This is a genomic window from Stenotrophomonas sp. 22DLJC03 (assembly GCF_056861405.1).
Genome location: NZ_JBSPUG010000003.1, coordinates 292,569 through 313,585 on the forward strand (window position 1 = coordinate 292,569; position 21,017 = coordinate 313,585).

The following is a 21,017-nucleotide window of genomic DNA, read 5'->3' on the forward strand; positions in this document are numbered from 1 at the left end:
CCGCTTCCGCAGTCGCCCCGGTATCGGTCAGAATCCGCTCATTCCCTCTCTTGGATCCCCCATGGCCGGTGCCAGCCTGTTCGCCCTGCTCGACGATATCGCCTCCCTGCTCGACGACGTCTCGGTCCTGACCAAGGTCGCGGCGAAGAAAACCGCCGGCGTGCTGGGCGACGACCTTGCACTGAACGCGCAGCAGGTGACCGGCGTCAACGCCAACCGCGAACTGCCGGTGGTGTGGGCGGTGGCCAAGGGCTCGCTGGTCAACAAGGTGATCCTGGTGCCAGCGGCGCTGGCGATCAGCGCGCTGGAAGCCTGGCTGCACAGCCGCGGCTGGAACGTGCCGCTGATCGTGCCGCTGATGATGATCGGCGGCGCCTTCCTGTGCTTCGAGGGCGTGGAGAAGTTGGCGCACCGGTTCCTGCATTCCGCCGATGAGGACGCCGAACACCAGGCCGAGCGGCGCAAGGCGCTGGCCGATGCGCAGGTGGACATGGTCGCGTGGGAAAAGGACAAGGTGAAGGGCGCCATCCGCACCGACTTCATCCTCTCGGCCGAAATCATCGTGCTGTCGCTGGGCGTGGTTGCCACGGCGTCGTTCATCAACCAGGTCAGCACCCTGGTGGTGATCGCGCTGGCGATGACCGTGTTCGTCTACGGGCTGGTCGCCGGCATCGTCAAGCTGGACGACCTGGGCCTGTATCTGTCGCGCAAGGGCGCGGCGCTGGCGGCAGTTGGCCGCGGCCTGCTGGTGTCGGCCCCGTGGCTGATGAAGTTCCTGTCGGTGGCCGGTACCGCGGCGATGTTCCTGGTCGGTGGCGGCATCCTGGTGCACAACGTGCCGGCGCTGCACCACGCGGTGCAGGCGCTGGGCGGTGAAGGCCAGTGGGGCTGGCTGATCAGTGCCGTGGCCAACATGGTGGTCGGCATCATTGCCGGTGCGATCGTGCTGGCGGCGGTGACCGGGTTCCAGAAGCTGCGCGGGAAGTAAGCAACGGCCCTTTGTCCGGTAGAGGCCGACCTTGGTCGGTGCTTTGTTTCCCGCGTGTGCCAACCAAGGTTGGCACCTACCGAAGCAGTTTCCGGTGTGCCGGGAAACTACCCTGCCTGCACCCGGTTCTTGCCCTGCCGCTTGGCCGCATACAGCGCGTCATCGGCGCGCCGCAGCAGGGTTTCTATATCGTCGCCGGGCTGCCATTGCGCCAGTCCGGCACTGAAATGCACTGGTACGCGCCGATCCTGTACGGTCAACACGCGGTGCGCCAGCGAGCGCTGCAGGCGCTGCACGGTGGCCATGCTGTCGGCACCCTGGGTTTCCGGCAGCACCAGCACGAACTCGTCGCCACCCAGCCGCGCGATGCCGTCGGTGGCGCGCAGCAGCAGCTTGCACACAGACACCAGGTGCTGCAGCAGCGCATCGCCACCGGCATGGCCGTGCGCATCGTTGGTCTGGTGGAAATCATCCAGGTCGATCACCGCCACGCCCAGCGGTGAGTTGTTGCGCGTGGCGCGGGCCAGCTCGCGCTGCAGCAGTTCGTCCAGGCCGCGGCGGTTCAGTGCCTGGGTCAGTGGATCGATGCGGGCGAGGTCGCCGGCCGCGCGCAGTTCCTGCTCAAGCTCGGCGATGCGCTGCTCGGCACGTTCCACTTCCTGGCGCGCGCTGGCCAGATGATCGCGCGCCTGCGCGGCCTGCTGCTGGACCTTGCCGGTATCGCGCATCACTTCCTGCAGCAGCTGGTTGAGGTCGGCGATGCTGCGTGCCTCGCGCAGCTGCAGTGCATAGCTGCCGATGCGATCGTGGTACTCACCGGTGCTGGTGGCCATGCCATCCATGCGCTCGATGAATTCACCCATCAGCCCGCGCATCGCCGCCTTCGAATCGTCGATGCCCTGGCGCAGCAGGCCCTGCTTGTAGATCACTTCGCGCAGTTCGGCGCGGGTGCGCTCCACCGCTTCGGCTTCCAGCGGTCCGTCCAGCAGGTGGCGCACTGCGGCGATCTGGCCCTGCAGCCAGCTGCGGTCGTCCAGCAGTTCGCTGACGTTCTCCAGCAGCAGCGCGAACAGCTCAAGCAGCAGCGCCTGCTGTTCCTGCCAGCTCTCGGCACGCACGCCGACCTGGTGGCCGAGCTCGCGCACGCCCTGTTCGATCGGTTCCAGCGCCGTGCCCGGTTGCCACTGGCGCAGCTGCATGGCGAGCGTCTGCGCCTGCTCGCGCAGGTCCGGATCGTGCTGCAGCAGGGCCACCACCGCGCCGCCCAGCAGCAACCGCAGCTGCTCGGACAGGCGCAGGCTTTCGGGCTGGCCATCCGGCGAATGCTGTTCGATGGTTCGGATGTACTTGTCGATCAGCTGCCGCATCGCGCGCCCGTAGCGCGGCCAGTCGGCACTGGCCTGCGCCGACTGCAGGCGGTCGCCCATGTCGCCCAGTTCGCCGGGCAGGGTGGCCATGCCGTTGGCGAACGCGGCCAGCAGTGGTTCCGGTGCATCGGCGCCGGCGAACAGCTGCTGCAGGGCCACGCCGCCACCGCCCTGCAGCACCACGCGGTCTCCCAGCCCGTCATCCACCACCGCGCGCACGCGTGCCGGCGGCCCAAGGGCGGTACCGGGGGCAGGGCGGTGGTCGGGCTGGTCCGTCATGGAGCAAATCCTGGGGGCTGGCAGGGACTGGTTCCAGCATATCGGCGCGGCCGCCGACGGCTTGAACGGCTAGGATGGGCGACAGGATGCCGCAGTGGAGGTGGTGATGCGCGTGATGTTGCTGGGGGCGACCGGGCTGGTGGGCGGGCTGACCCTGCGCAAGCTGCTGGACGACCCGCGCTGCAGTGTCGTGGTCGCTCCCACCCGCCGCCCGCTGGGCATGACCCACGGGACGCTTGAGAACCCGGTCCTGGCCTTCGATGCACTGCCCGCCGCAGCCGAATGGGCCCGCGTGGACGCGGTCATCTGCGCGCTCGGCAGTACCATTGCCCAGGCCGGCAGCCGCGAGGCCTTCCATCGCATCGACCATGACTACCCGCTGGCGTTCGCCCGGCTGGCGCGGGCGCAGGGAGCACAGACCTATGTGCTGAACTCCGCAGCCGGTGCCAACCCGCAGTCGTCGATCTTCTACAGCCGGGTGAAGGGTGAGCTGGAGCATGACCTGCGCGCGCTCGACTTCGCTTCGCTGACGCTGGTACGTCCAGGGTTGATTGGTGGCGAGCGTAACGAGGTGCGCCTCGGCGAGCGTTTCGCATTGACGGTACTCGGCGCACTGGGGCCAGTACTGCCACGGGCGTGGCGGATCAATCCGGCCAGCGAGGTTGCCAAGGAACTGGTCGAGGCCGCACTCGCCCCGCACCCGGGTGAACACGTAGTGGCATCGAGCGCACTGGCCGGCTGATGTCGCGTGCGCTGCGCCTGACCCAGCTTCAACAGTTGCTCCGCCGCCATCGGCGGCCGGTGGCCGGACAGGTGCTGGCCGAAGCCCTGGGCATCAGCCTGCGCACGCTGTACCGCGATATCGAGACCCTGCGCGAGCAGGGTGCCGACCTGCGCGGCGAGGCCGGCGTCGGCTACCAGCTGGCACCGAGCGATACCCTGCCGCCGATGACCCTGCCGCCCGCCGAGATCGATGCGCTGGTGCTGGGCCTGCGCTGGGTTGCGGCCCGCACCGAACCCGCGCTGGCCGAGGCCGCACGCGATGCCCTGGCGCGCATCGCGCATGTGTTGCCTGCCGCGCGTCGCGAAGCGCTGCGTGACAGCGGCCTGCGCGTGGGTCCCTCGCGTGCGGCAGCCAAGGTACCCGCTGCGCGCCTGCAGGCTGTGCGCGAAGCGGTGAGCGCGCAACAACGACTGCAGTTCGGCTACCAGGATGCGCAGGGCCAACGTACCGAGCGCATCGTCTGGCCGTTCGCGCTGGGCTACTTCGATGAAGTGCCAATGTTGGCGGCGTGGTGCGAAAGCCGCGAGGACTTCCGTCATTTCCGCTTGGACCGCATCCGCCAGGTGCGCGTGCTGGAGGATCGCTACCTCGTGCCACGCGCCACCCTGCTGCGGCGCTGGCAGAAGGCGCAGGGCATCGCACCGGATTGGTTGGACCGCTCGTAACCCCAACGAGGAATGGCGCTGTGCATCAACGCGGTGGGCTTACACAGCTGGTGGGCTATGTGCCGGGGGAGGCCGGGGTGGTACAGGTAATCGTCGACTCTATGGCCTGGGTTACGAGGCCCGACGCATCTTCCAAGAATGTCCTGACTCTCGAAACTTGAGGTTCACCAGGTTTACTGGGTGTACAACCCCAAGTGAAGGTGATGGGGGATGGGATGTTCTTATCGACTTTAGCGCGGCCCCCGTAGCAGATCCATCTGGCGGGACACGTCACGATCTCGAGGTTGATGTATACCGGAAACCTCGGATACCCACTGAAGTTCATCGTGGCAGTAACACTGGCGCCTGTTCCAGACACGTTCGGAACGCTGTCCAGCTGAAATGGCTTCGTCAGGGTAGCGACGCCCAGGGTGGACATTCTCTCTATGGGCATGAAGAAAAGGTCATTCTCCCAAGGAGAGCCATCGTTTCCCCTGCCATGAACAAGGCCGTAGGCCGAGTTGCCGGCATAGACGGGCCCACCACTATCGCCGCCTTTGTTCATCACGGTTCCATCAAGGCTGACGACTTGGACGTAGGTGCCAGCTTCCCCATTCCAGTTGGCTGCGAACTCTGCGTCTTTGATGGATCCGCATGTGCGACCGGTCGTTACGCCGAACTTGCAGACCGTTGTGCCTGGTGTCATGTCGGCCAGTGATGCCTCATCGGTTATCGCCAGTTTTTCCCCATCGACAATGATTTCGTTCGACTGGGAGAAGATGACGCCGCCACGCTGCTGTGCACCCCACTGAACGTCGTAAGATCCTTTGTTGCGTTCACTCTTGAACAGAATGCGAGCGGTTGGATTGCGCTGATAGTTGTCATTGTCACAGTGACCCGCAGTGGCCAAGCCTAGTTCGCGAGTTGCAGTTTCGACCACGTTGAAGCCGGCTGTGCAGAGCTGCTGCTGGTAGCCTTCCAGTCGCCGCCCGCCCGCTACAGTGTTTGTTGGCTCTATGAAACCTGTGGTCTCTTTTATGCGGATGAAGTCGGCGGCAGAGAGAAGTTTGGAAAGTCTGGCGCGTACGGCATCGGGATCGCGTACATATACCTCGACGATAGAGCTCTTTATGTCTACCGTGGCTGCAAACTCAATGCCCGCCTTGACGAGCTGATCGGACACCTCCTCTTGGGTGGCGCGGAGAAGCTCGAGAGAACGTGGCGCGGCTTCTGCGACGTAGAGGCGGTCCTTGGTGTAAGCAGAAAGTTGGCGTGAGGCATCGCCGGTGAACCTCACCACGATCCTGAATTCAGGGGAGTGCTCGATGTAAAGGCCGGCGAACGTCTCCGGCTTCTCCCTCTGAAGCCGTGCGCTGAGTTTACCGGCGGCCCGTTCCGCATCCATTCGTTGCGCGGCTTCGAACGTGCCTACGTGCATGGTTTCCGCGTAGTGCTGTATTGCTACATCCTTGGGGGCGTCGTCCGCAAGGGCGGGAGAGGCGGTGAGGATGGCTGCCAACAACGGGAGATATCTGCGTATTGTGGTCATGAACTTTCCTTTTCATGTGTATTACGTGAAGCGGCGTTCCATCTGCATTTGACTCTAAATCACTTCTGTCTGTTGCAACTGGTAACTGCGTCTCCCTTTGATTGGTCCGGGGGGCTCCAAAAGAGCGAAGGTTCATCGCCGACGACAGCTCCCATCATGACTTGGCTTTGCGATGTATCGCGAGATCACAGTGGGTCGCCTGCCTTTCCATCCGGTGGCGGAAGTGCCCGCAATACGCGAGATGTTCGAACGACGATCGACTCTACCTGGCCGATTTCATCTGCTTGATCTACTGACAGAATCTGTCAGCAGGCCCGTACCACCATGATCGCTCCCAACAACGGAGCTTTCCCATGTTCACGCCCAGCACCCTGCTGCAGTACGTGCGCGACGTTGCCACCAGCGCCACCTTCTACAGCGGCATCCTCGGCACGGCACCGGTCGAACAGTCACCCGGCTTTGCCCTGTTCCTGCTCGGCGATGGCGCCGCACTCGGCCTGTGGCAGCGCGATGACGTGCAGCCACCTGTGTCTGCGCAGGCCGGTGCCGCCGAACTGGCGATGGTGGTGGCCAATCCTGATGAAGTGCGGCAGTTGCACGATGCCTGGCGCGCACTCGGTGTGCAGATCGCGCAGGCGCCGGTGACGCTGGAATTCGGCCACACCTTCGTCGGGGTCGACCCCGATGGTCACCGGCTGCGTGTCTACAGCCGCGCCGAGGGCATGGTCGCGCGCGATTGATCCTCCCCTGACGCAGAACAACGGCGAGCCCTCCGCAGCGACAGGTCGTTCAGTAGATCCACGCCATGCGTGGATGGCGCGCGATCCAGCAGGCACAAAAAAACGCCGGGCAATGCCCGGCGTTTTTTCAATTCATGTGCCAACCAAGGTTGGCACCTACCGATCAGCTGGCCAGCGCCAGATCGTCCATCATCGCGCGCAGGAAGCGGGCCGCTTCACCGCCGGTGGCGGCGCGGTGGTCGAAGGTCACCGACAGCGGAATGACCTTGTGCGCTTCCACGCCGCCCATCACCGGGGTCATCTGGTGGCGGGCACGGCCGGCACCGACGATGGCCACGCACGGCGGCACCACGACCGGGGTGGCGTAGCGGCCGGCGAACATGCCGAAGTTGGACAGCGAGATGGTGTAGCCGCTCAGTTCCGAGGCGGCGATCGAACGCGATTCGACCTGCTCGCGCAGGCGGTTGACGCCTTCACGGATGCCGCGTGCATCGAGCATGTCGGCATTGCGCAGCGCCGGCACGAACAGGCCGTCGTCGGTGTCCACGGCAATGCCGATGTCCACCTGGGCGTGCAGGGTGCGGGTCAGCGCTTCACCGTCGAACCAGGCGTTCATCGCCGGCACCTTCTGTGCGGCGACCACGATCGAGCGCACCAGGCGCGCGGTGACGTCGTTGCCCGGCAGCCAGGCGTGGATGTCGGCGTCGTCGTTCAGCGTGGTCGGCACGACCTTGCTGTGCGCATCGGCCATCACGCGCGCCATGTTGCGGCGCACGCCCTTCAGCGGTTCCGGCTGGCCCTTGGCGACCACGCCCGGCGGCTGGGTACGCATCGGCTTGCCGGCAGCAGACAGCGGGGTGCGCGCTTCGCTCTGCACCGGGGCAGACACCTGCGCCGGGGCCGGCGTGGCATAGGCGGCAGCAGCGGCTGGAGCCGGAGCGGCACCGATCTTTGCGCTGCCATCCGCAGCTGCCTGCTTGACGTCGGCCATGGTCACCGCGCCATCGGCGCCGGTGGCACGTACGCGGCTCAGGTCCACGCCCAGCTTGCGCGCGGTGGCACGCACGGCCGGCACGGCCTTGACGCCGCCCACGGCCAGCGCCTGTTCGGCATGCACAGCGTTGGAGCTCTGCATCGCGCCGACCACGGTGCCGGCGTCATCACGCTCGGCGGCGGCGGGCTTGGCGGCTTCGGCGGCCACCGGTGCGGCAGCGGCCGGCAGCGGTGGCGGGGTCGGTGCTGCGGCAGGTGCGGCATGACCGTGGCTGTGGCCGGTGTCCTGGCCATCGGCGCGCTGCGGCAGGTTGGGGTCCAGCTCGAAGCTGGCCAGCACCGAGCCGGTCGGGATGATATCGCCGGCGGCGCCGGACAGCTTCAGCACCTTGCCGGAGAACGGCGACGGTACTTCGACGACGGCCTTGGCGGTCTCCATCGAGACCAGCGGCTCGTCCAGCTTGATCACATCGCCTTCCTTGACGAACCACTCGACGATGGTCGCGTCCGGCAGGCCTTCGCCCAGGTCGGGCAGGTTGAAGTTCTTGGTCTGGCTCATTTGCAGTTCTCTTCCAGCAGTTCCAGTTCGCGGGCCGGCAGCCAACCCGTCGCGCCATTGGCGCGCTCGGACCACCACCACCCGCCGTGTTCGTGATGAAGCTTCACCATCTCGCCGCTTTCCACATCCAGCTCGCGGGCGTCGTAGTCGCACAGCGCTTCGGCGCGACCCTCGTCCAGCAGCTGCAACCAGGCGATGGGCGCCCATCCAGCGCGCCCATCGTTGGTGCGTACCCAGGCAAACGCCGGCCATTCCTCGTCACGGACACCTACTTCGACGATCTGGCCGGTGCGGAACCGGAGCGGGTTGGGATACTGGCTGCGGTAAGCCCCCAGGAGGCGGGCCCGCATGTCAGCCGGCCGCCACCGCGCGCTTGGCCGCAGCCACGATCCGCTCAACGCTCGGCAGGTACTTCATTTCCAGGCGGAACAGCGGAATGTGGGTGTCGTAGCCAGTGACGCGCTCGACCGGGGCCAGCAGGTCGTAGATCGATTCCTCGGCCAGGCGCGCGGCGATCTCGGCGCCGAAGCCCGCGGTCTTCGGGGCCTCCTGCACGATCACGCAGCGGCCGGTCTTGGCCACCGATTCGGCGATGGTGGCGAAGTCCAGCGGACGCAGCGTGGCCACGTCGATGACTTCGGCACTGATACCTTCGCCGGCCAGCTTGTCGGCCGCTTCCAGCGCTTCCTTCACCTGCGCGCCCCAGGTCACCAGGGTCACGTCGGTGCCATCGCGCAGCACGAAGCAGACGTCCAGCGGCAAGGCTTCGCCGTCGTTGACGACCACTTCCTTGTACTGGCGGTAGATGCGCTTGGGCTCCATGTAGATCACCGGATCCGGCTCGCGGATCGCGGCCAGCAACAGGCCATAGGCACGCTGCGGCGACGACGGCAGCACCACGCGCAGGCCCGGCACGTTGGTGAAGATCGCCTCGTTGGCTTCGCTGTGATGTTCCGGTGCGCGGATACCACCGCCCCACGGCACGCGCAGCACCATCGGGCAGTGCAGGCGGCCACGCGTGCGGTAACGCAGGCGTGCGGCGTGGCAGACGATATGGTCGACCATCGGGTACATGAAACCGTCGAACTGCGCTTCGGCCACCGGCTTCATGCCCTGTGCCGCCAGACCGATGGTCAGGCCGGCGATGGTGGTTTCATCCAGCGGGGTGTCGAGGATGCGCTCGGAGCCGAAGCGCTGCTGCAGGCCGGCGGTGGCGCGGAACACGCCGCCGTTGACGCCCACGTCCTCGCCCAGCACCAGCACCGACGGGTCGTGCTCCAGCTCCCAGGCCAGTGCCTGGGTGATGGCTTCGATCAGGGTGATGGGGGTGGTGGTCATGCTCTGTTCTCCGCGCGCGACGGCGGCGCTGTCGGCGGCGTTGGTGTGCGCGCCGGGCGCGCCGTTCTTGATCTCATCCATGGCGCTTCTCCAGGGCGATCGCCTGGGCACGCTGGGCCAGCAGGTCCTGCGGCGGATCGGCGTAGAGGAAATCGAACATCGCCTCGACCGGCTGCACCGGCGTGTTGAGGTACAGGTTCACTTCCTCGTCCACGCGCGTGCCGCACTCGGCGACCCAAGCGGTTTCCTCTTCCTCGCTCCAGACGCCGGCGTTGATCAGGTACTTGCGCAGGCGCAGCATCGGTTCGCGCTGCCAGGCATCCTTCACTTCGGCGTCGTCGCGGTAGCGGCGCGCGTCATCGGCGGTGGTGTGGTCGGACAGGCGGTAGGTCATCAGTTCCAGCACAGTGCCACCGTCGCCGGCCAGCGCACGTTCGCGCGCCTGCTCCATTGCCGCCAGCACCGCGATCAGGTCGTTGCCGTCCACCTGCAGGCAATGCAGGCCGCCGGCCAGGCCCTTCTGCGCCAGCGTTTCGGCACCGGTCTGGGCCGAACGCGGGACCGAGATGGCCCAGCCGTTGTTGACGATGCACAGGATCAGCGGCAGCTTGTAAGCGCCCGCCGAATTCAGTGCCGCGTAGAAGTCGGTCTTGGAGCTGCCGCCGTCGCCACACACGGCCACCGCGATCTGCGGTTCCTTGTTGAGCTTGAACTTCAGCGCGGCGCCTGCGGCATGCAGGCACTGGGTGGAAATCGGCACGCAGAACGGGAAGTCCTTGGCCGCGTTGCCGCCGTAGTCGTTGCCGCGTTCGTCGCCGCCCCAGTACATCAGCACATCGTGCGGGCGCACGCCACGCATGAACATCGCGCCATACTCGCGGTACGAAGGCGCGAACACGTCGTCCTTCTGCATCGCAGCGCCGATACCCACATGCGCGGCTTCATGGCCCAGGCAGGCGGCATAGGTGCCGAGCTTGCCGGTGCGCTGCAGCGCGATGGATTTGCTGTCGAACGTACGTACGAACAGCATCTGCTTGAACAGCGGCACCAGGACCTTGGGGTCGCGCAGCGACGCGGGCAGGTCATTGCGGACGAGCGTGCCGTCCGTGTCCAGGTACTGCAGGTATTCGATCTTGAATTCAGCGGCAACCGTCATTGCGTACTGCACCTTCGACAGAGAAGTTACAAATGATATGAATCGCCATGTTAAGGAACGCGTACGGAATAGCCTTCCTGCGCCGCAACACGGCGATGCCCTGTTTTACCCCTGCCGGCGGGTGGGGGGCCAATAACAACAACGTATTCAGTCGTTGCTGCAAAGCATCAGAATACGCCTCTGGCTGACTGCCCGTGCAACGGCCCGAACGGTTCCACGCGCAGCCCCCATATCGGGGGATGCTCCACGGGCGCCCGGACGCCCCGGTATGGACGCGGCGGCTGCCAGCATGGCGGCAACGCGCTACCCTTGCCGCCCCCGATCTGGTCCCGCCCATGTCCGTCGACAACAACCAACGCGATCTCGAAGCTGGCATCCACACCGATCTGCAGGGGCGGCTGACCTATGGCGGCTACCTGCGGCTGGACCAGCTGCTCAGCGCGCAGCAGCCGTTGTCCAACCCGCCGCACCACGACGAGATGCTCTTCATCATCCAGCACCAGACCTCGGAGCTGTGGCTGAAGCTGCTCGGCCACGAACTGCGTGCCGCGATCGGCTTCCTGCAGCGTGATGAAGTCTGGCAGTGCCGCAAGGTGCTGGCGCGCAGCAAGCAGGTGCTGCGCCAGCTGACCGAGCAGTGGTCGGTACTGGAAACGCTGACCCCGTCCGAGTACATGGGCTTCCGCGACGTTCTGGGCCCGTCGTCGGGCTTCCAGTCGCTGCAGTACCGCTACATCGAGTTCCTGCTGGGCAACAAGAACACGCAGATGCTGCAGGTGTTCGAGCACGACCCGGCCGGCCAAGCGCAGCTGCGCACCGCGCTGGAAGCGCCGAGCCTGTACGAGGAATTCCTCAAGTACCTGACCCGTTTCGGCCACGCCGTCCCGGCGGTGTACGAGGCCCACGACTGGACCCAGCCGCATGTGGCCGATGACGCACTGCAGCCGGTCTTCGAACGCATCTACCAGGACACCGATCGCTACTGGCGCGAGTATTCGCTGTGCGAGGACCTGGTGGACCTGGAGACCGCCTTCCAGCTCTGGCGCTTCCGCCACATGCGTACGGTGATGCGGGTGATCGGCTTCAAGCGCGGCACGGGCGGCTCGTCCGGTGTCGGTTTCCTGGCCAAGGCGCTGGAACTGACCTTTTTCCCCGAACTGTTCCAGGTGCGCACCAGCCTGCAGGCCGCACCCCCGGCCGATCTGGCCTGACTCCCATTCAGCTTGGTTCCCGGCCGGCGGCTGGATCGTTTCAGATGCAAGTTCAGCGAGCAGGCTGGCACCTGCCTCAAACGGCGTGTATTTGACGTGAACGCCAGAAGTCGGTGATCCTCGCGCGTTGCTCCACTGCACATCGGACGTGCTCGTCATCCACCGAACCAGGAAATCCGCATGAGCTTGAACGCCACTGCGAACACCCCAGAGCCGGCCGTGCCGGACTTCAAGACCATGATGGGCCACCCGCGCCCGTTGTGGATGCTGTTCATGACCGAGTTCTGGGAACGCTTTGCGTTCTACGGCATCCGCTGGGCCTTGGTGCTGTACATCGTCGCCCAGTTCCGTGATGGCAGTGCCGCCGGTGAAGCCGACGCCAGCCGCATCTACGGTGCCTACCTGGCGCTGGTGTACGCCGCAGCGATCTTCGGTGGCTACGTGGCCGACCGGGTGCTGGGGTACCAGCGCTCGATCCTGACCGGTGCGGTGATCATGGCCGCCGGCCTGTTCATGATCTCGTTGCCGGAAGAGCATCTGTTCAAGCTCGGCCTGGCCACCATCATCGTCGGCAACGGCATGTTCAAGCCGAACATCTCGACCATGGTCGGCAAGCTGTACGGCCTGAAGGATGAGCGTCGCGATTCGGGCTTCACCATCTTCTACATGGGCATCAACATCGGCGCGATGATCGCCCCGGTGCTGACCGAGTACCTGGCCCGCAAGGTCTTCGGCACCTCGGAAATGCCGTCCTACAAGGTCGTGTTCATCGCCTCGGGCGTGGGCATGCTGATCTCGCTGGTGTGGTTCTACATCGGGCGCGCCGGCCTGAAGGGCATCGGTGCTCCGCCGGCTGGCGCTGAAGGCTTCGGCCGTGTCGTCATGGTGCTGGTGGGCTCGCTGTTCGCCATTCCGGTGGCCTACTTCCTGCTGGCCACCGGCGCCACCGCGCTGGCCTGGATCCTGGGCGTGATGTTCGCCGCACTGGCCGTGCTGCTGCTGGTCGAGGGCATCCGCGAGGGCAAGGTGCAGCGCGACCGCGTGATCGCCATGCTGATCATCTTCGCCTTCAACGTGATGTTCTGGATGTTCTTCGAACAGGCCGGCAGCTCGTTCACCTTCCTGGCCGAGAACATCGTCAACCGCCAGATGGGCGACTGGACCTTCCCGACCGCCTGGTTCCAGTCGGTCAACTCGGTGGCCATCATCACCCTGGCGCCGATCATCGCCTGGATCTGGGTGGCCCTGGGCCGCGCCAATCCGTCGATTCCGCGCAAGTTCGGCCTGGGCCTGCTGTTCAACGGCGCCGCCTTCGCCCTGCTGATGTACGCCCTGTCGCAGATGGTGGTGGACGGCAAGATCCCGTTCTGGACCCTGTTCATGGTCTACGTCATCCAGTCCGTCGGTGAGCTGTGCCTGTCGCCGATCGGCCTGTCGATGGTGACCAAGCTGGCTCCGGTGCGCCTGGTCGGCTTCGGCATGGGTGGCTGGTTCCTGTCCACCGGCATCGGCAACAACCTGTCGGGCATCTTCGCCGGCGTTGTCAGTGGTGAAGGCGGCATGACGGTCGAGTCGGCACTGAAGGGGTATACCTTCGGGTTCTGGGCTCTGATCGGCTCTGGCGTGGTGCTGTTCCTGGTCGCCCCGCTGATCAACAAGCTGATGCACGGCGTCAAGTAATGATGAGAGGGTAGAAGGCATGCGTAGCAAGCTCGATACTGCGGTAGTGGTGGTCTGTGCGGCGCTGATCGGCGCCTGTTCCCAACCGCAACCGCCTGCAGCCGCCGAGCCTACGCAGCCCCTGGATACCCGACCCACCGAGCCACCGGTCGCTGACCCCAGCGAACCGGTGGCCTCGGGCAACACCCCGGTGGCGGCGGACATCGCCGCCATCGCCGGGCTCGGTGCACAGTTCGACCCGGCCCGCGACCCGGCCAATGACCTGGCCACCGCCAAGGTGGAAGCCCAGCGCGGCAAGAAGCGCATCCTGCTCGAGGTCGGCAACGCCGCCTGCGAGCGCTGCCATGCGCTGGACGAACTGGTGGAAGGCAACGGCGACCTGCGCCGCTTCCGCGACGCCCACTACGTGTGGGTGAAGATCAACGCCAGTGATGAACAGCCCAACACCGCCTTTTTTGCCCAGTTCCCGATGATGGAACGCGACTACCCGTACCTGCTGGTGCTCGATGCTGATGGTGGACTGCTGGTATCGCAGGCGACTGGTGAGCTGCGCAGGGGCGAAGCTTTCCAGCCTGCCCGAGTGAGCGCCTTCCTCAAGCAGTGGGCACCTGACCGGTAGTGCCGGCCGCTGGCCGGCAACCTGGCTGGGTGCCGCCTGCTGGTCAGCAGGCTCTGGTGGGTGCCAACCGCTGGCCAGCAACCTCGGTGGGTGCCGACCATTGGTCGGCACAGAAGTGCATCCACGCATGGCGTGGATCTATTGCGCGCGCCGTCACACTCTCCGAATCGGTGTCTCAATTTCACTGCGTGCACGCCGTTACCGGCAAGGACTTCAGTCGACGCCCCGTCGATGCAACCTACCGGAACGCCCATGCACAGCGACCACGCCGAACGATTGCCCGAACCTGCCAGCGCATTGGCCGAGAGCGGAGCAGATGAGGGCGTGAGCCTGCCGGCGCAGGAAGTGCTGCTCGATGACGATGGTACCGGCGAGAACACCGTTGAACTGACACCACCGCGCCACCGCCTGCCGCAGATCGCGCTGCCCGACAACGTGGTGCTGAAGGGGGCGGTGCAAAGGCTGGTCGAGCAGAAAGCGCGGCTGGATGCGCTGGCTGCCGAAGGCCAGCTGGCTGGGTTGCTGCCGCCGGAATGGCAGGGCCATGGCGCGCGGGCCATCGAACTGTCCACCTTCATCCAGGGCGTACTGCCGTTCCTGCAGCCGGGCGAACGTGGCGAAACCGCGCCGGCGCGCCTGCCGGTGCGCCACGTGCTGGGCGATGACAGCCGCTGGGGCCTGGACGATGTCTCCGAACCGAAATCGCTGGCCTGGTACCTGGCCAGTGATGAGCGCGCCACTGCCGGCAGCAAGGACGTGGCCGAGGCGTATCTGGTGGGTGCACTCGGCCTGGCGTGGATGCAGGAGGGACGCAGCCGTCCTGGATTCCTGCGCGCGATGGGCCAGGACAGCCTGGCGGCGCGGGTGACCATGCTTGGCTACCCGCCAGCGGGTGAGCTGGCGCTGTACAGCGTCACCGCCCACGGCCAGCCACAGATCTGGTGCGTGCATGGCCGACGCCGCATGCGCCCGTTGGTGGCGCCGTGGCTGAGCGTGCCGCTGATGACCGCCTACGGCGTGCCGGCGCCGGTGGCGTGGCCGTCCAGCTTTCCGCCGGTGGAGGCCGTGGCCGAGCTGCTGGCGACCGCACGGCAGGGGCGCGCGCTGCCGGAAGTAGACCTGGGCAAGGCGGTGGCGAAGATCGCCGAGGACGCCGCATCCGACGCCTGGCAACCGGTCAGCCTGCTGCAGCTCAATACCTGGTCGCCGCGTTGGCACTTCTTCCTCGGCACCTTCGTCGGCCTGCCGTCGTTGCTGCTGGTGGCCGCGGCACTGGCGCTGCCAGGGGCGGTCGAAGCGGCCACGGTTGCTGCATCACTCGGTTTCGCCGGTGGCGCCATCGCCGCGCTGGCAGTGCCGTGGATCCATGCGCGGCGCAAGCATCTGAGCTGAGGCGTGGAAAAAAGGGACAGAGGGGATAAAGCCGCAATCAGCACAGTTGTGCCCAAAACGACTTGATCCCCTCCGTCCCCTTTTTCTTTCAGACCCCTTCGCCCATCCGCTCCAGGCCGTCGCCGGCCAGGCGCAGGATCAGCTTCTCCAGCACCTGCTCCTCCTCCTCGCTCAGCACCGACATCAGCTTGCGGGTGATCTCGATCACCATTGGCGCGATGGTCTCGTACACCTCGAAGCCGGCTGCCGACAGCGCCAGCACCGAGCGACGGCGGTCGTCGCCATGGGTCTCGCGCTTGATGAAGCCACGCTCCAGCAGGCGGGCCACGGCGCGGCTGACCGCCACCTTGTCCATCGCCGTGCGGTCGGAGACCTCGCTGGCCGAGGAACCCGGGTACAGCGCCAGGATGGTGATCACCCGCCATTCGGGGATCGCCAGACCGTAACGATCGCCGTATAGCTTGGCGATGTTGCCGCTGACCCGGTTGGACAGCACGCTCAGCCGGTACGGCAGGAACTGTTCCAGGTCGAGCAGGACGTGCGAGGAACGCAGGCGGGTCGAAACGGGATCGGCGGGGCTCATGTTGCGGTGCACCTTGCTGGTGGTTTCAAGTGTAACTATAAGGGGTAGGTCCAGACCCTGCATTCTCGCCGGGTCCCTACCTGCCCGCACCTGGTTTGTACCGATGCGGTACCGATTCGGAGCCACGCCATGAATACCGCAGTCCCGACCGCCTCGCATCCCAACCCCGGCATGCAGGTCACCACCTTCGAGAACCCGATGGGCATCGACGGCTTCGAGTTCGTCGAATTCGCCGCCCCGGCCGGCCGTGGCCAGGAGCTGCACGAGTACTTCCGGAAGATGGGCTTCAGCGCGGTGCTCAAGCACAAGCAGCGTCCGATTACCGTCTATCGCCAGGGCGACGTCAACTTCCTGGTCAATGAAGACCCTGATTCGTTCGCCGCCGACTTCGCCGAAAAGCACGGTCCGTGTGCCTGCGGCTTCGCCATCCGCTTCAAGAAGCCGGGCCAGGAGGTCTACCAGACCGCGCTGGGCAACGGCGCCGAAGCCATCGCCTTCAAGCCGGACAGCAAGGCGGTCAATGCCCCGGTCATCAAGGGCATCGGCGACTGCATGCTGTACCTGGTCGACCGCTATGGCAGCGCCGGCAGCATCTTCGACGGCGACTATGAGTTGATCGCCGGCGCCGACCTGCACCCGGTGGGCTTCGGCCTGACCTTCATCGACCACCTGACCCACAACCTGTACTTCGGCAACATGCAGCAGTGGTCGGACTACTACGAGCGTCTGTTCAATTTCCGCGAGATCCGCTACTTCGACATCAAGGGCTTGAAGACCGGCCTGGTGTCCAAGGCGATGACCGCGCCGGACGGCATCGTGCGCATCCCGCTGAACGAATCGTCCGACCCGAAGAGCCAGATCAACGAGTACCTGGACGCGTACAAGGGAGAGGGCATCCAGCACATCGCCTGCTTCACCGAGAACATCTACGAGACCGTCGAAGCGATGCGCGCGCAGGGCGTGGACTTCCTCGATACGCCGGAGACCTACTTCGACGTGATCGACCAGCGCGTGCCGAACCACGGTGAAGACGTGGCGCGCCTGGCGAAGAACAAGATCCTGATCGATGCCGATCCGGAAACCCACCAGCGCAAGCTGCTGCAGATCTTCACCCAGAACTGCATCGGCCCGATCTTCTTCGAGATCATCCAGCGCAAGGGCAACGAAGGCTTTGGCGAAGGCAACTTCACCGCGCTGTTCGAAAGCATCGAGCGCGACCAGATCCGCCGCGGCGTGCTGTAACGTTCATCGGTAGCGCCGGGCCACGCCCGGCGGCTGCTCATCTGTAGAGCCGAGCCATGCTCGGCTGCTATCCGTTCCGGCATCGCCGTTCCAGGAGCCACCATGTCCCCCGCCATCACCGCCCGCGGCTACCAGTCCGGCTTCGGCAACGAATTCGCCACCGAGGCCGTCGCCGGCGCGCTGCCGGTCGGGCAGAACTCGCCGCAGAAGGTGGCCCACGGCCTGTACGCCGAACAGTTGACCGGCACCGCCTTCACCGCGCCGCGCGGCAGCAACCGCCGCAGCTGGCTGTACCGGATCCGCCCGGCGGTCACCCATGGTGAGTTCACCCCGTTCGCGCAGTCCCAGCTGCAGTGCGATTTCGCTGCGCAGCCGGCGTCGCCGAACCAGCTGCGCTGGAGCCCGCTGCCGCTGCCGGAACTGCCGACCGACTTTGTGGAAGGCCTGTACACGATGGGTGGCAACGGCTCGCCCGACGCGCATGCCGGTGTGGGCATCCACCTCTACGCCGCCAACCGCGACATGGTTGGCCGCTACTTCTACGATGCCGATGGCGAACTGCTGATCGTGCCGCAGCTGGGAGCGCTGCGCCTGCTGACCGAACTGGGCGTGATCGAGATCGAACCGCAGCAGATCGCGGTGATTCCGCGTGGCGTGCGGTTCCGCGTCGAACTGCCCGATGGCCCGAGCCGCGGCTACATCTGCGAGAACTACGGTGCGCTGCTGAAGCTGCCTGACCTCGGCCCGATCGGCTCCAACGGCCTGGCCAACCCGCGCGACTTCGAGACCCCGCACGCGGCGTTCGAGGATATCGATGGTGATTTCGAACTGATCGCCAAGTTCGAAGGCCGCCTGTGGCGCGCGCCGATCGACCATTCGCCGCTGGACGTGGTGGCCTGGCACGGCAATTACGCGCCGTACCGCTACGACCTGCGCCGCTTCAACACCATCGGCTCGATCAGCCATGACCATCCGGACCCGTCGATCTTCCTGGTGCTGCATTCGCCCAGCGACACACCGGGGACCAGCAACATGGACTTCGCGATCTTCCCGCCGCGCTGGCTGGTGGCGCAGAACACGTTCCGCCCGCCGTGGTTCCACCGCAACATCGCCAGCGAGTTCATGGGCCTGGTGCATGGCGCCTACGACGCCAAGGCCGAAGGCTTCGTGCCCGGCGGCGCGTCGCTGCACAACTGCATGAGCGGCCATGGCCCGGATGCGCCGACCTTCGACAAGGCCTCCAACGCAGACCTGTCCAAGCCGGACGTGATCAAGGACACCATGGCCTTCATGTTCGAGACCCGCGCGGTGATCCGCCCGACCGCGCAGGCCTTGGCTGCCGGCCATCGGCAGGGTGATTACCAGCAGTGCTGGAACGGCCTGCGCAACAACTTCCGGTCGTCCCGCTAGCTTGGTGGGTGCCGACCTTGGTCGGCACGGATCCTGATCGCATCCACGCCATGCGTGGATGATTGCCGTCGGAACCTGCGGTTACGCCATCTCGGCGAACGCGTCGCAATGCTCCAGCGGCAGCGCTTCCAGCAGGCGCTGGCGTACGCGCTGGCAGTAGCCGTCCGAGGTCAGCGCGGGCAGCACCTGCAGCGCTGACTGCAGCCGCTGCAGCACTTCGACTTCCGCACGCGCCTGCTGCAGGTCGCGGAACACCGCAGCGGCCTGCGGGTGGCGCTGCATCTCCAGGATGCCCAGCACGTAGATGCGCGCGGCCACCAGCGAGCGGCGGCGTTCGACCGGTGTCGCAGGCACCGCAGCCTGCGCTGGCAAGATGGCAGCGGCTTCGGGGGAGGGGGCGGGCGTCGCTGCGGCCGGCCCTGTGCTCAGATAGCCCGCCTGCACCAGCTGGATGACCATCGCCGGAGCCTCCGGGCCAAGCAGGCCGGTCAAGTCGGTGATGCTGCGCTGGCCGTCGCACAGGATCAGCAGCCGCCTCTGGCGCATGTCCAGCGGCGCGCGGTGGGCCTGCAGCGCGGTTCGGGCGAGATCGGTCTTACGCGGTTGCATGGAGGGGACGGCCAAGTCGGTGCACGCCGAGCCTGAACGAAGGCCATGAAACGGCGATGACAATGCAGCACCTGCACATGTGCTGCGCTAGCGTGCAGCCACCTTCGTGCCAGGGAACCGCACCGATGAAGCATCTCCCGATTGCTGGTCTGTTGCTGCTTTCGCTCACCGCCTGCGGCGGCCAGGACAAACAGGGGGCGGCCGGCAGTGGCAGCGACACCCCAGCCGAAACCGCGTCGGCGACCGGGCCCGCACAGTCCGCCGATCCCGATCTGGCCGCGCGCCCGGCCAATGATCTCCGCAGCGACAGCCCAGCACACCTGGACGGCTACGCCGGCGCGAAGCTCGGTGCAGCCATCGCCGAGGTCCGCAGCGGCTTCGGCACGCCGCTGCGGGGCGTGGGCAGCGATGCTGCCGGCAAACCGCTGCCGGTCGACGACAACAACGATGGCTGCTATTTCCTGCGTCCGCAGAATGCCGAAGATCCGCGCCTGATGATCGAAGGCCGCAAGCTGGTGCGCTATGACGTGCACAATGCTGCGGTCATCGCACCGGGCGGCGGCAAGGTCGGCATGACCCTGGGCGAGTTGCAGGTGCTGTATCCCGAGCGCGGTGACGTCGTCCCCGACAAGTACGACGAGAAGGCCCAGCACCTGCGCGTGCGGCCGGCGCAGGAGGGCGGTGCGGTGGTCGACTTCGCACTCGGTGCGGACGGCCGGGTCGGCGCGTGGCGGGTGGGCCAGACCCCGCAGGTCGATTATGTGGAAGGCTGTGGCTGATCCTTGATCCACGGCCCAGCCTTGCGCGCGGGCCAAGCGTAGAATCGCGCCACGACCGCTGGGGGAGTGCTCGATGATCGCCATTGCAATTGCCTGGTTCCTGCTCGGCCTGCTGCTGCTGGCGCTGGGCGGGGACTCCATCGTCAAGGCCGTGTCCGGCCTGGCGCAACGCTTCGGCGCCAGTCCGTTCACGGCTGGCCTGTTGCTGCTCGGGGTGACCACTTCGCTGCCGGAACTGGCGGTCAACGCACGCGCGCTGGCGGTCGGCCAGCCGGAGCTGGCGCTGGGCAACGCGGTGGGCAGCAGCATCGTCAACCTGGGCCTGACCCTGGCCGTCGCTGCGATGGCTGCGCCGCTGCTGCTGCGCGCGCGATTGCAGACGGTACTGTGGTGGTCGCTGCTGGCGGCGGGCGTGGTGCTGATCCTGTTCGGTCTTGATGGTGGCCTGGCGCGCTGGGAAGGCGGCGTGCTGGTGGCCGGTTTCATCATCGTGCAGGTGGTGCTGCTGCGTCGTGGCCGCAGCGAGAGCGCCGAGGTGCAGGCGGTGATCGCCGAGTCCGCGTTGAGCCGTACCAGCCTGCCGTTGAACGTGCTGCGCGTGGTGATCGCGGCGCTGGCGCTGTACTGGGGCGCCCGCCTGGTGGTCGGTGCGGCGGCGGACTTCGGTGTTGCACTGGGGTGGACGCCGCTGCTGGTCGGTCTGCTGCCGGTCGCGATCGGTACCGCGCTGCCGGAGGTGGCAACCGCGATCGCTGCGGCACGCCGTGGCCATGGCGACATGGTGATGGGCCACGTGCTGGGCTCCAGCGTGGTCAACCTGCTGCTGGTGATCGGTGCGATGGCGGTCCTGCAGCCGCTGGCGCTGCCGGCCTCGTTCGTGCGCCTGGAGCTGCCGGCGCTGCTGGCCTTCGCGCTGGTGCTGTACCCGATGCTGCGTGGCGACCTGAAGATCAGCCGTGGCGAAGGCGTGATCCTGCTGGTCGCGTTTGTTGGCTGGTTCGTGCTGGAGCTGCTGCTGGTGGGTGCACCCGGGTTGTAGAGCCACACCATGCGTGGATGCGGTTGGTTCCGTGCCGACCAAGGTCGGCACCTACC

20 protein-coding genes are annotated in these 21,017 nt (G+C 66.2%); 12 read left to right on the plus strand and 8 right to left on the minus strand.

What is annotated here, in order from left to right; translation table 11 throughout:
- The first annotated feature begins 61 nt into the window (after positions 1 to 61).
- A complete protein-coding gene (locus AC13GA_RS12010; RefSeq protein ID WP_046984841.1) occupies positions 62 to 988 on the plus strand; it encodes a DUF808 domain-containing protein in 927 nt (308 codons plus the stop codon).
- A gap of 107 nt (positions 989 to 1,095) precedes the next feature.
- Here the strand turns inward: AC13GA_RS12010 and AC13GA_RS12015 are convergent, their stop codons facing one another.
- Positions 1,096 to 2,634 carry a diguanylate cyclase domain-containing protein gene (locus tag AC13GA_RS12015; protein WP_046984840.1) on the minus strand — a complete coding sequence of 513 codons (1,539 nt, stop codon included), beginning with the start codon at positions 2,632 to 2,634 and terminating at the stop codon, positions 1,096 to 1,098.
- A 106-nt stretch (positions 2,635 to 2,740) separates the two neighbouring features.
- Between AC13GA_RS12015 and AC13GA_RS12020 the strand changes: the two genes are divergently transcribed.
- Together AC13GA_RS12020 and AC13GA_RS12025 are read left to right on the plus strand one after the other, a co-directional pair.
- Complete coding sequence (locus tag AC13GA_RS12020; RefSeq protein WP_482998224.1) at positions 2,741 to 3,376, plus strand: Rossmann-fold NAD(P)-binding domain-containing protein; 636 nt, start codon at positions 2,741 to 2,743, stop codon at positions 3,374 to 3,376.
- On the plus strand, positions 3,376 to 4,083 hold the full coding sequence (locus AC13GA_RS12025) for a helix-turn-helix transcriptional regulator (protein WP_046984839.1): 708 nt from the start codon (positions 3,376 to 3,378) through the stop codon (positions 4,081 to 4,083). Before AC13GA_RS12020 ends, AC13GA_RS12025 begins: the two co-directional genes overlap by 1 nt.
- Positions 4,084 to 4,138: 55 nt before the next feature.
- Here the strand turns inward: AC13GA_RS12025 and AC13GA_RS12030 are convergent, their stop codons facing one another.
- Positions 4,139 to 5,611 (minus strand): S1 family peptidase, encoded by a 1,473-nt coding sequence (locus AC13GA_RS12030; RefSeq protein WP_482998225.1) that lies wholly within the window; start codon positions 5,609 to 5,611, stop codon positions 4,139 to 4,141.
- A 353-nt stretch (positions 5,612 to 5,964) separates the two neighbouring features.
- On the opposite strand from AC13GA_RS12030, the gene AC13GA_RS12035 reads away from it, so the two are divergent.
- Positions 5,965 to 6,351 carry a VOC family protein gene (locus tag AC13GA_RS12035; RefSeq protein WP_136639145.1) on the plus strand — a complete coding sequence of 129 codons (387 nt, stop codon included), beginning with the start codon at positions 5,965 to 5,967 and terminating at the stop codon, positions 6,349 to 6,351.
- Between the two features lie 163 nt (positions 6,352 to 6,514).
- Here AC13GA_RS12035 and AC13GA_RS12040 read toward each other — a convergent pair whose 3' ends face one another.
- Genes AC13GA_RS12040 through pdhA form a run of 4 tightly spaced genes read right to left on the minus strand, consistent with a single transcriptional unit; the run spans position 6,515 to position 10,397 of the window.
- Positions 6,515 to 7,903, minus strand: coding sequence for a dihydrolipoamide acetyltransferase family protein (locus tag AC13GA_RS12040; protein WP_482998226.1), 1,389 nt, complete (start codon positions 7,901 to 7,903; stop codon positions 6,515 to 6,517).
- Positions 7,900 to 8,253 (minus strand): SH3 domain-containing protein, encoded by a 354-nt coding sequence (locus tag AC13GA_RS12045; protein WP_012512332.1) that lies wholly within the window; start codon positions 8,251 to 8,253, stop codon positions 7,900 to 7,902. The genes AC13GA_RS12040 and AC13GA_RS12045 overlap by 4 nt, the downstream gene beginning before the upstream one ends.
- Position 8,254: 1 nt before the next feature.
- The gene (locus AC13GA_RS12050; RefSeq protein WP_006474353.1) at positions 8,255 to 9,322 is read right to left on the minus strand and encodes an alpha-ketoacid dehydrogenase subunit beta; all 1,068 of its coding nucleotides are present in this window, start codon (positions 9,320 to 9,322) and stop codon (positions 8,255 to 8,257) included.
- Positions 9,315 to 10,397, minus strand: a complete 1,083-nt coding sequence (pdhA, locus tag AC13GA_RS12055; RefSeq protein WP_482998227.1) for a pyruvate dehydrogenase (acetyl-transferring) E1 component subunit alpha — start codon at positions 10,395 to 10,397, stop codon at positions 9,315 to 9,317. The genes AC13GA_RS12050 and pdhA overlap by 8 nt, the downstream gene beginning before the upstream one ends.
- A 335-nt stretch (positions 10,398 to 10,732) precedes the next feature.
- Between pdhA and AC13GA_RS12060 the strand changes: the two genes are divergently transcribed.
- The 4 genes from AC13GA_RS12060 to AC13GA_RS12075 all read left to right on the plus strand — a co-directional run bounded on the left by AC13GA_RS12060 (position 10,733) and on the right by AC13GA_RS12075 (position 15,299).
- The gene (locus AC13GA_RS12060) at positions 10,733 to 11,608 is read left to right on the plus strand and encodes a tryptophan 2,3-dioxygenase (protein WP_482998228.1); all 876 of its coding nucleotides are present in this window, start codon (positions 10,733 to 10,735) and stop codon (positions 11,606 to 11,608) included.
- 180 nt (positions 11,609 to 11,788) lie between these two features.
- A complete protein-coding gene (locus tag AC13GA_RS12065) occupies positions 11,789 to 13,288 on the plus strand; it encodes a peptide MFS transporter (RefSeq protein WP_136639148.1) in 1,500 nt (499 codons plus the stop codon).
- Positions 13,289 to 13,307: 19 nt separating this feature from the next.
- Positions 13,308 to 13,907 (plus strand): thioredoxin family protein, encoded by a 600-nt coding sequence (locus AC13GA_RS12070; protein ID WP_482998229.1) that lies wholly within the window; start codon positions 13,308 to 13,310, stop codon positions 13,905 to 13,907.
- Positions 13,908 to 14,159: 252 nt separating this feature from the next.
- Entirely contained in the window at positions 14,160 to 15,299 is a 1,140-nt protein-coding gene (locus tag AC13GA_RS12075) for a hypothetical protein (RefSeq protein ID WP_253079266.1), read from the plus strand.
- 88 nt (positions 15,300 to 15,387) lie between these two features.
- Here AC13GA_RS12075 and AC13GA_RS12080 read toward each other — a convergent pair whose 3' ends face one another.
- Positions 15,388 to 15,945, minus strand: coding sequence for a MarR family winged helix-turn-helix transcriptional regulator (locus tag AC13GA_RS12080; protein WP_081307605.1), 558 nt, complete (start codon positions 15,943 to 15,945; stop codon positions 15,388 to 15,390).
- Between the two features lie 66 nt (positions 15,946 to 16,011).
- Between AC13GA_RS12080 and hppD the strand changes: the two genes are divergently transcribed.
- Together hppD and hmgA are read left to right on the plus strand one after the other, a co-directional pair.
- Positions 16,012 to 17,124 carry a 4-hydroxyphenylpyruvate dioxygenase gene (gene hppD / locus AC13GA_RS12085; RefSeq protein WP_211195207.1) on the plus strand — a complete coding sequence of 371 codons (1,113 nt, stop codon included), beginning with the start codon at positions 16,012 to 16,014 and terminating at the stop codon, positions 17,122 to 17,124.
- Positions 17,125 to 17,226: 102 nt separating this feature from the next.
- A complete protein-coding gene (gene hmgA, locus AC13GA_RS12090; protein WP_426354966.1) occupies positions 17,227 to 18,534 on the plus strand; it encodes a homogentisate 1,2-dioxygenase in 1,308 nt (435 codons plus the stop codon).
- Between the two features lie 81 nt (positions 18,535 to 18,615).
- On the opposite strand, the gene AC13GA_RS12095 is transcribed toward hmgA, so the two are convergent.
- On the minus strand, positions 18,616 to 19,143 hold the full coding sequence (locus AC13GA_RS12095) for a hypothetical protein (protein WP_482998230.1): 528 nt from the start codon (positions 19,141 to 19,143) through the stop codon (positions 18,616 to 18,618).
- Positions 19,144 to 19,268: 125 nt separating this feature from the next.
- Here AC13GA_RS12095 and AC13GA_RS12100 point away from each other — a divergent pair, with 125 nt between their 5' ends.
- Together AC13GA_RS12100 and AC13GA_RS12105 are read left to right on the plus strand one after the other, a co-directional pair.
- Positions 19,269 to 19,922, plus strand: coding sequence for a hypothetical protein (locus AC13GA_RS12100; protein ID WP_046984828.1), 654 nt, complete (start codon positions 19,269 to 19,271; stop codon positions 19,920 to 19,922).
- A gap of 73 nt (positions 19,923 to 19,995) precedes the next feature.
- Positions 19,996 to 20,961 (plus strand): sodium:calcium antiporter, encoded by a 966-nt coding sequence (locus AC13GA_RS12105; protein WP_046984827.1) that lies wholly within the window; start codon positions 19,996 to 19,998, stop codon positions 20,959 to 20,961.
- The last annotated feature ends 56 nt before the right edge of the window (positions 20,962 to 21,017 follow it).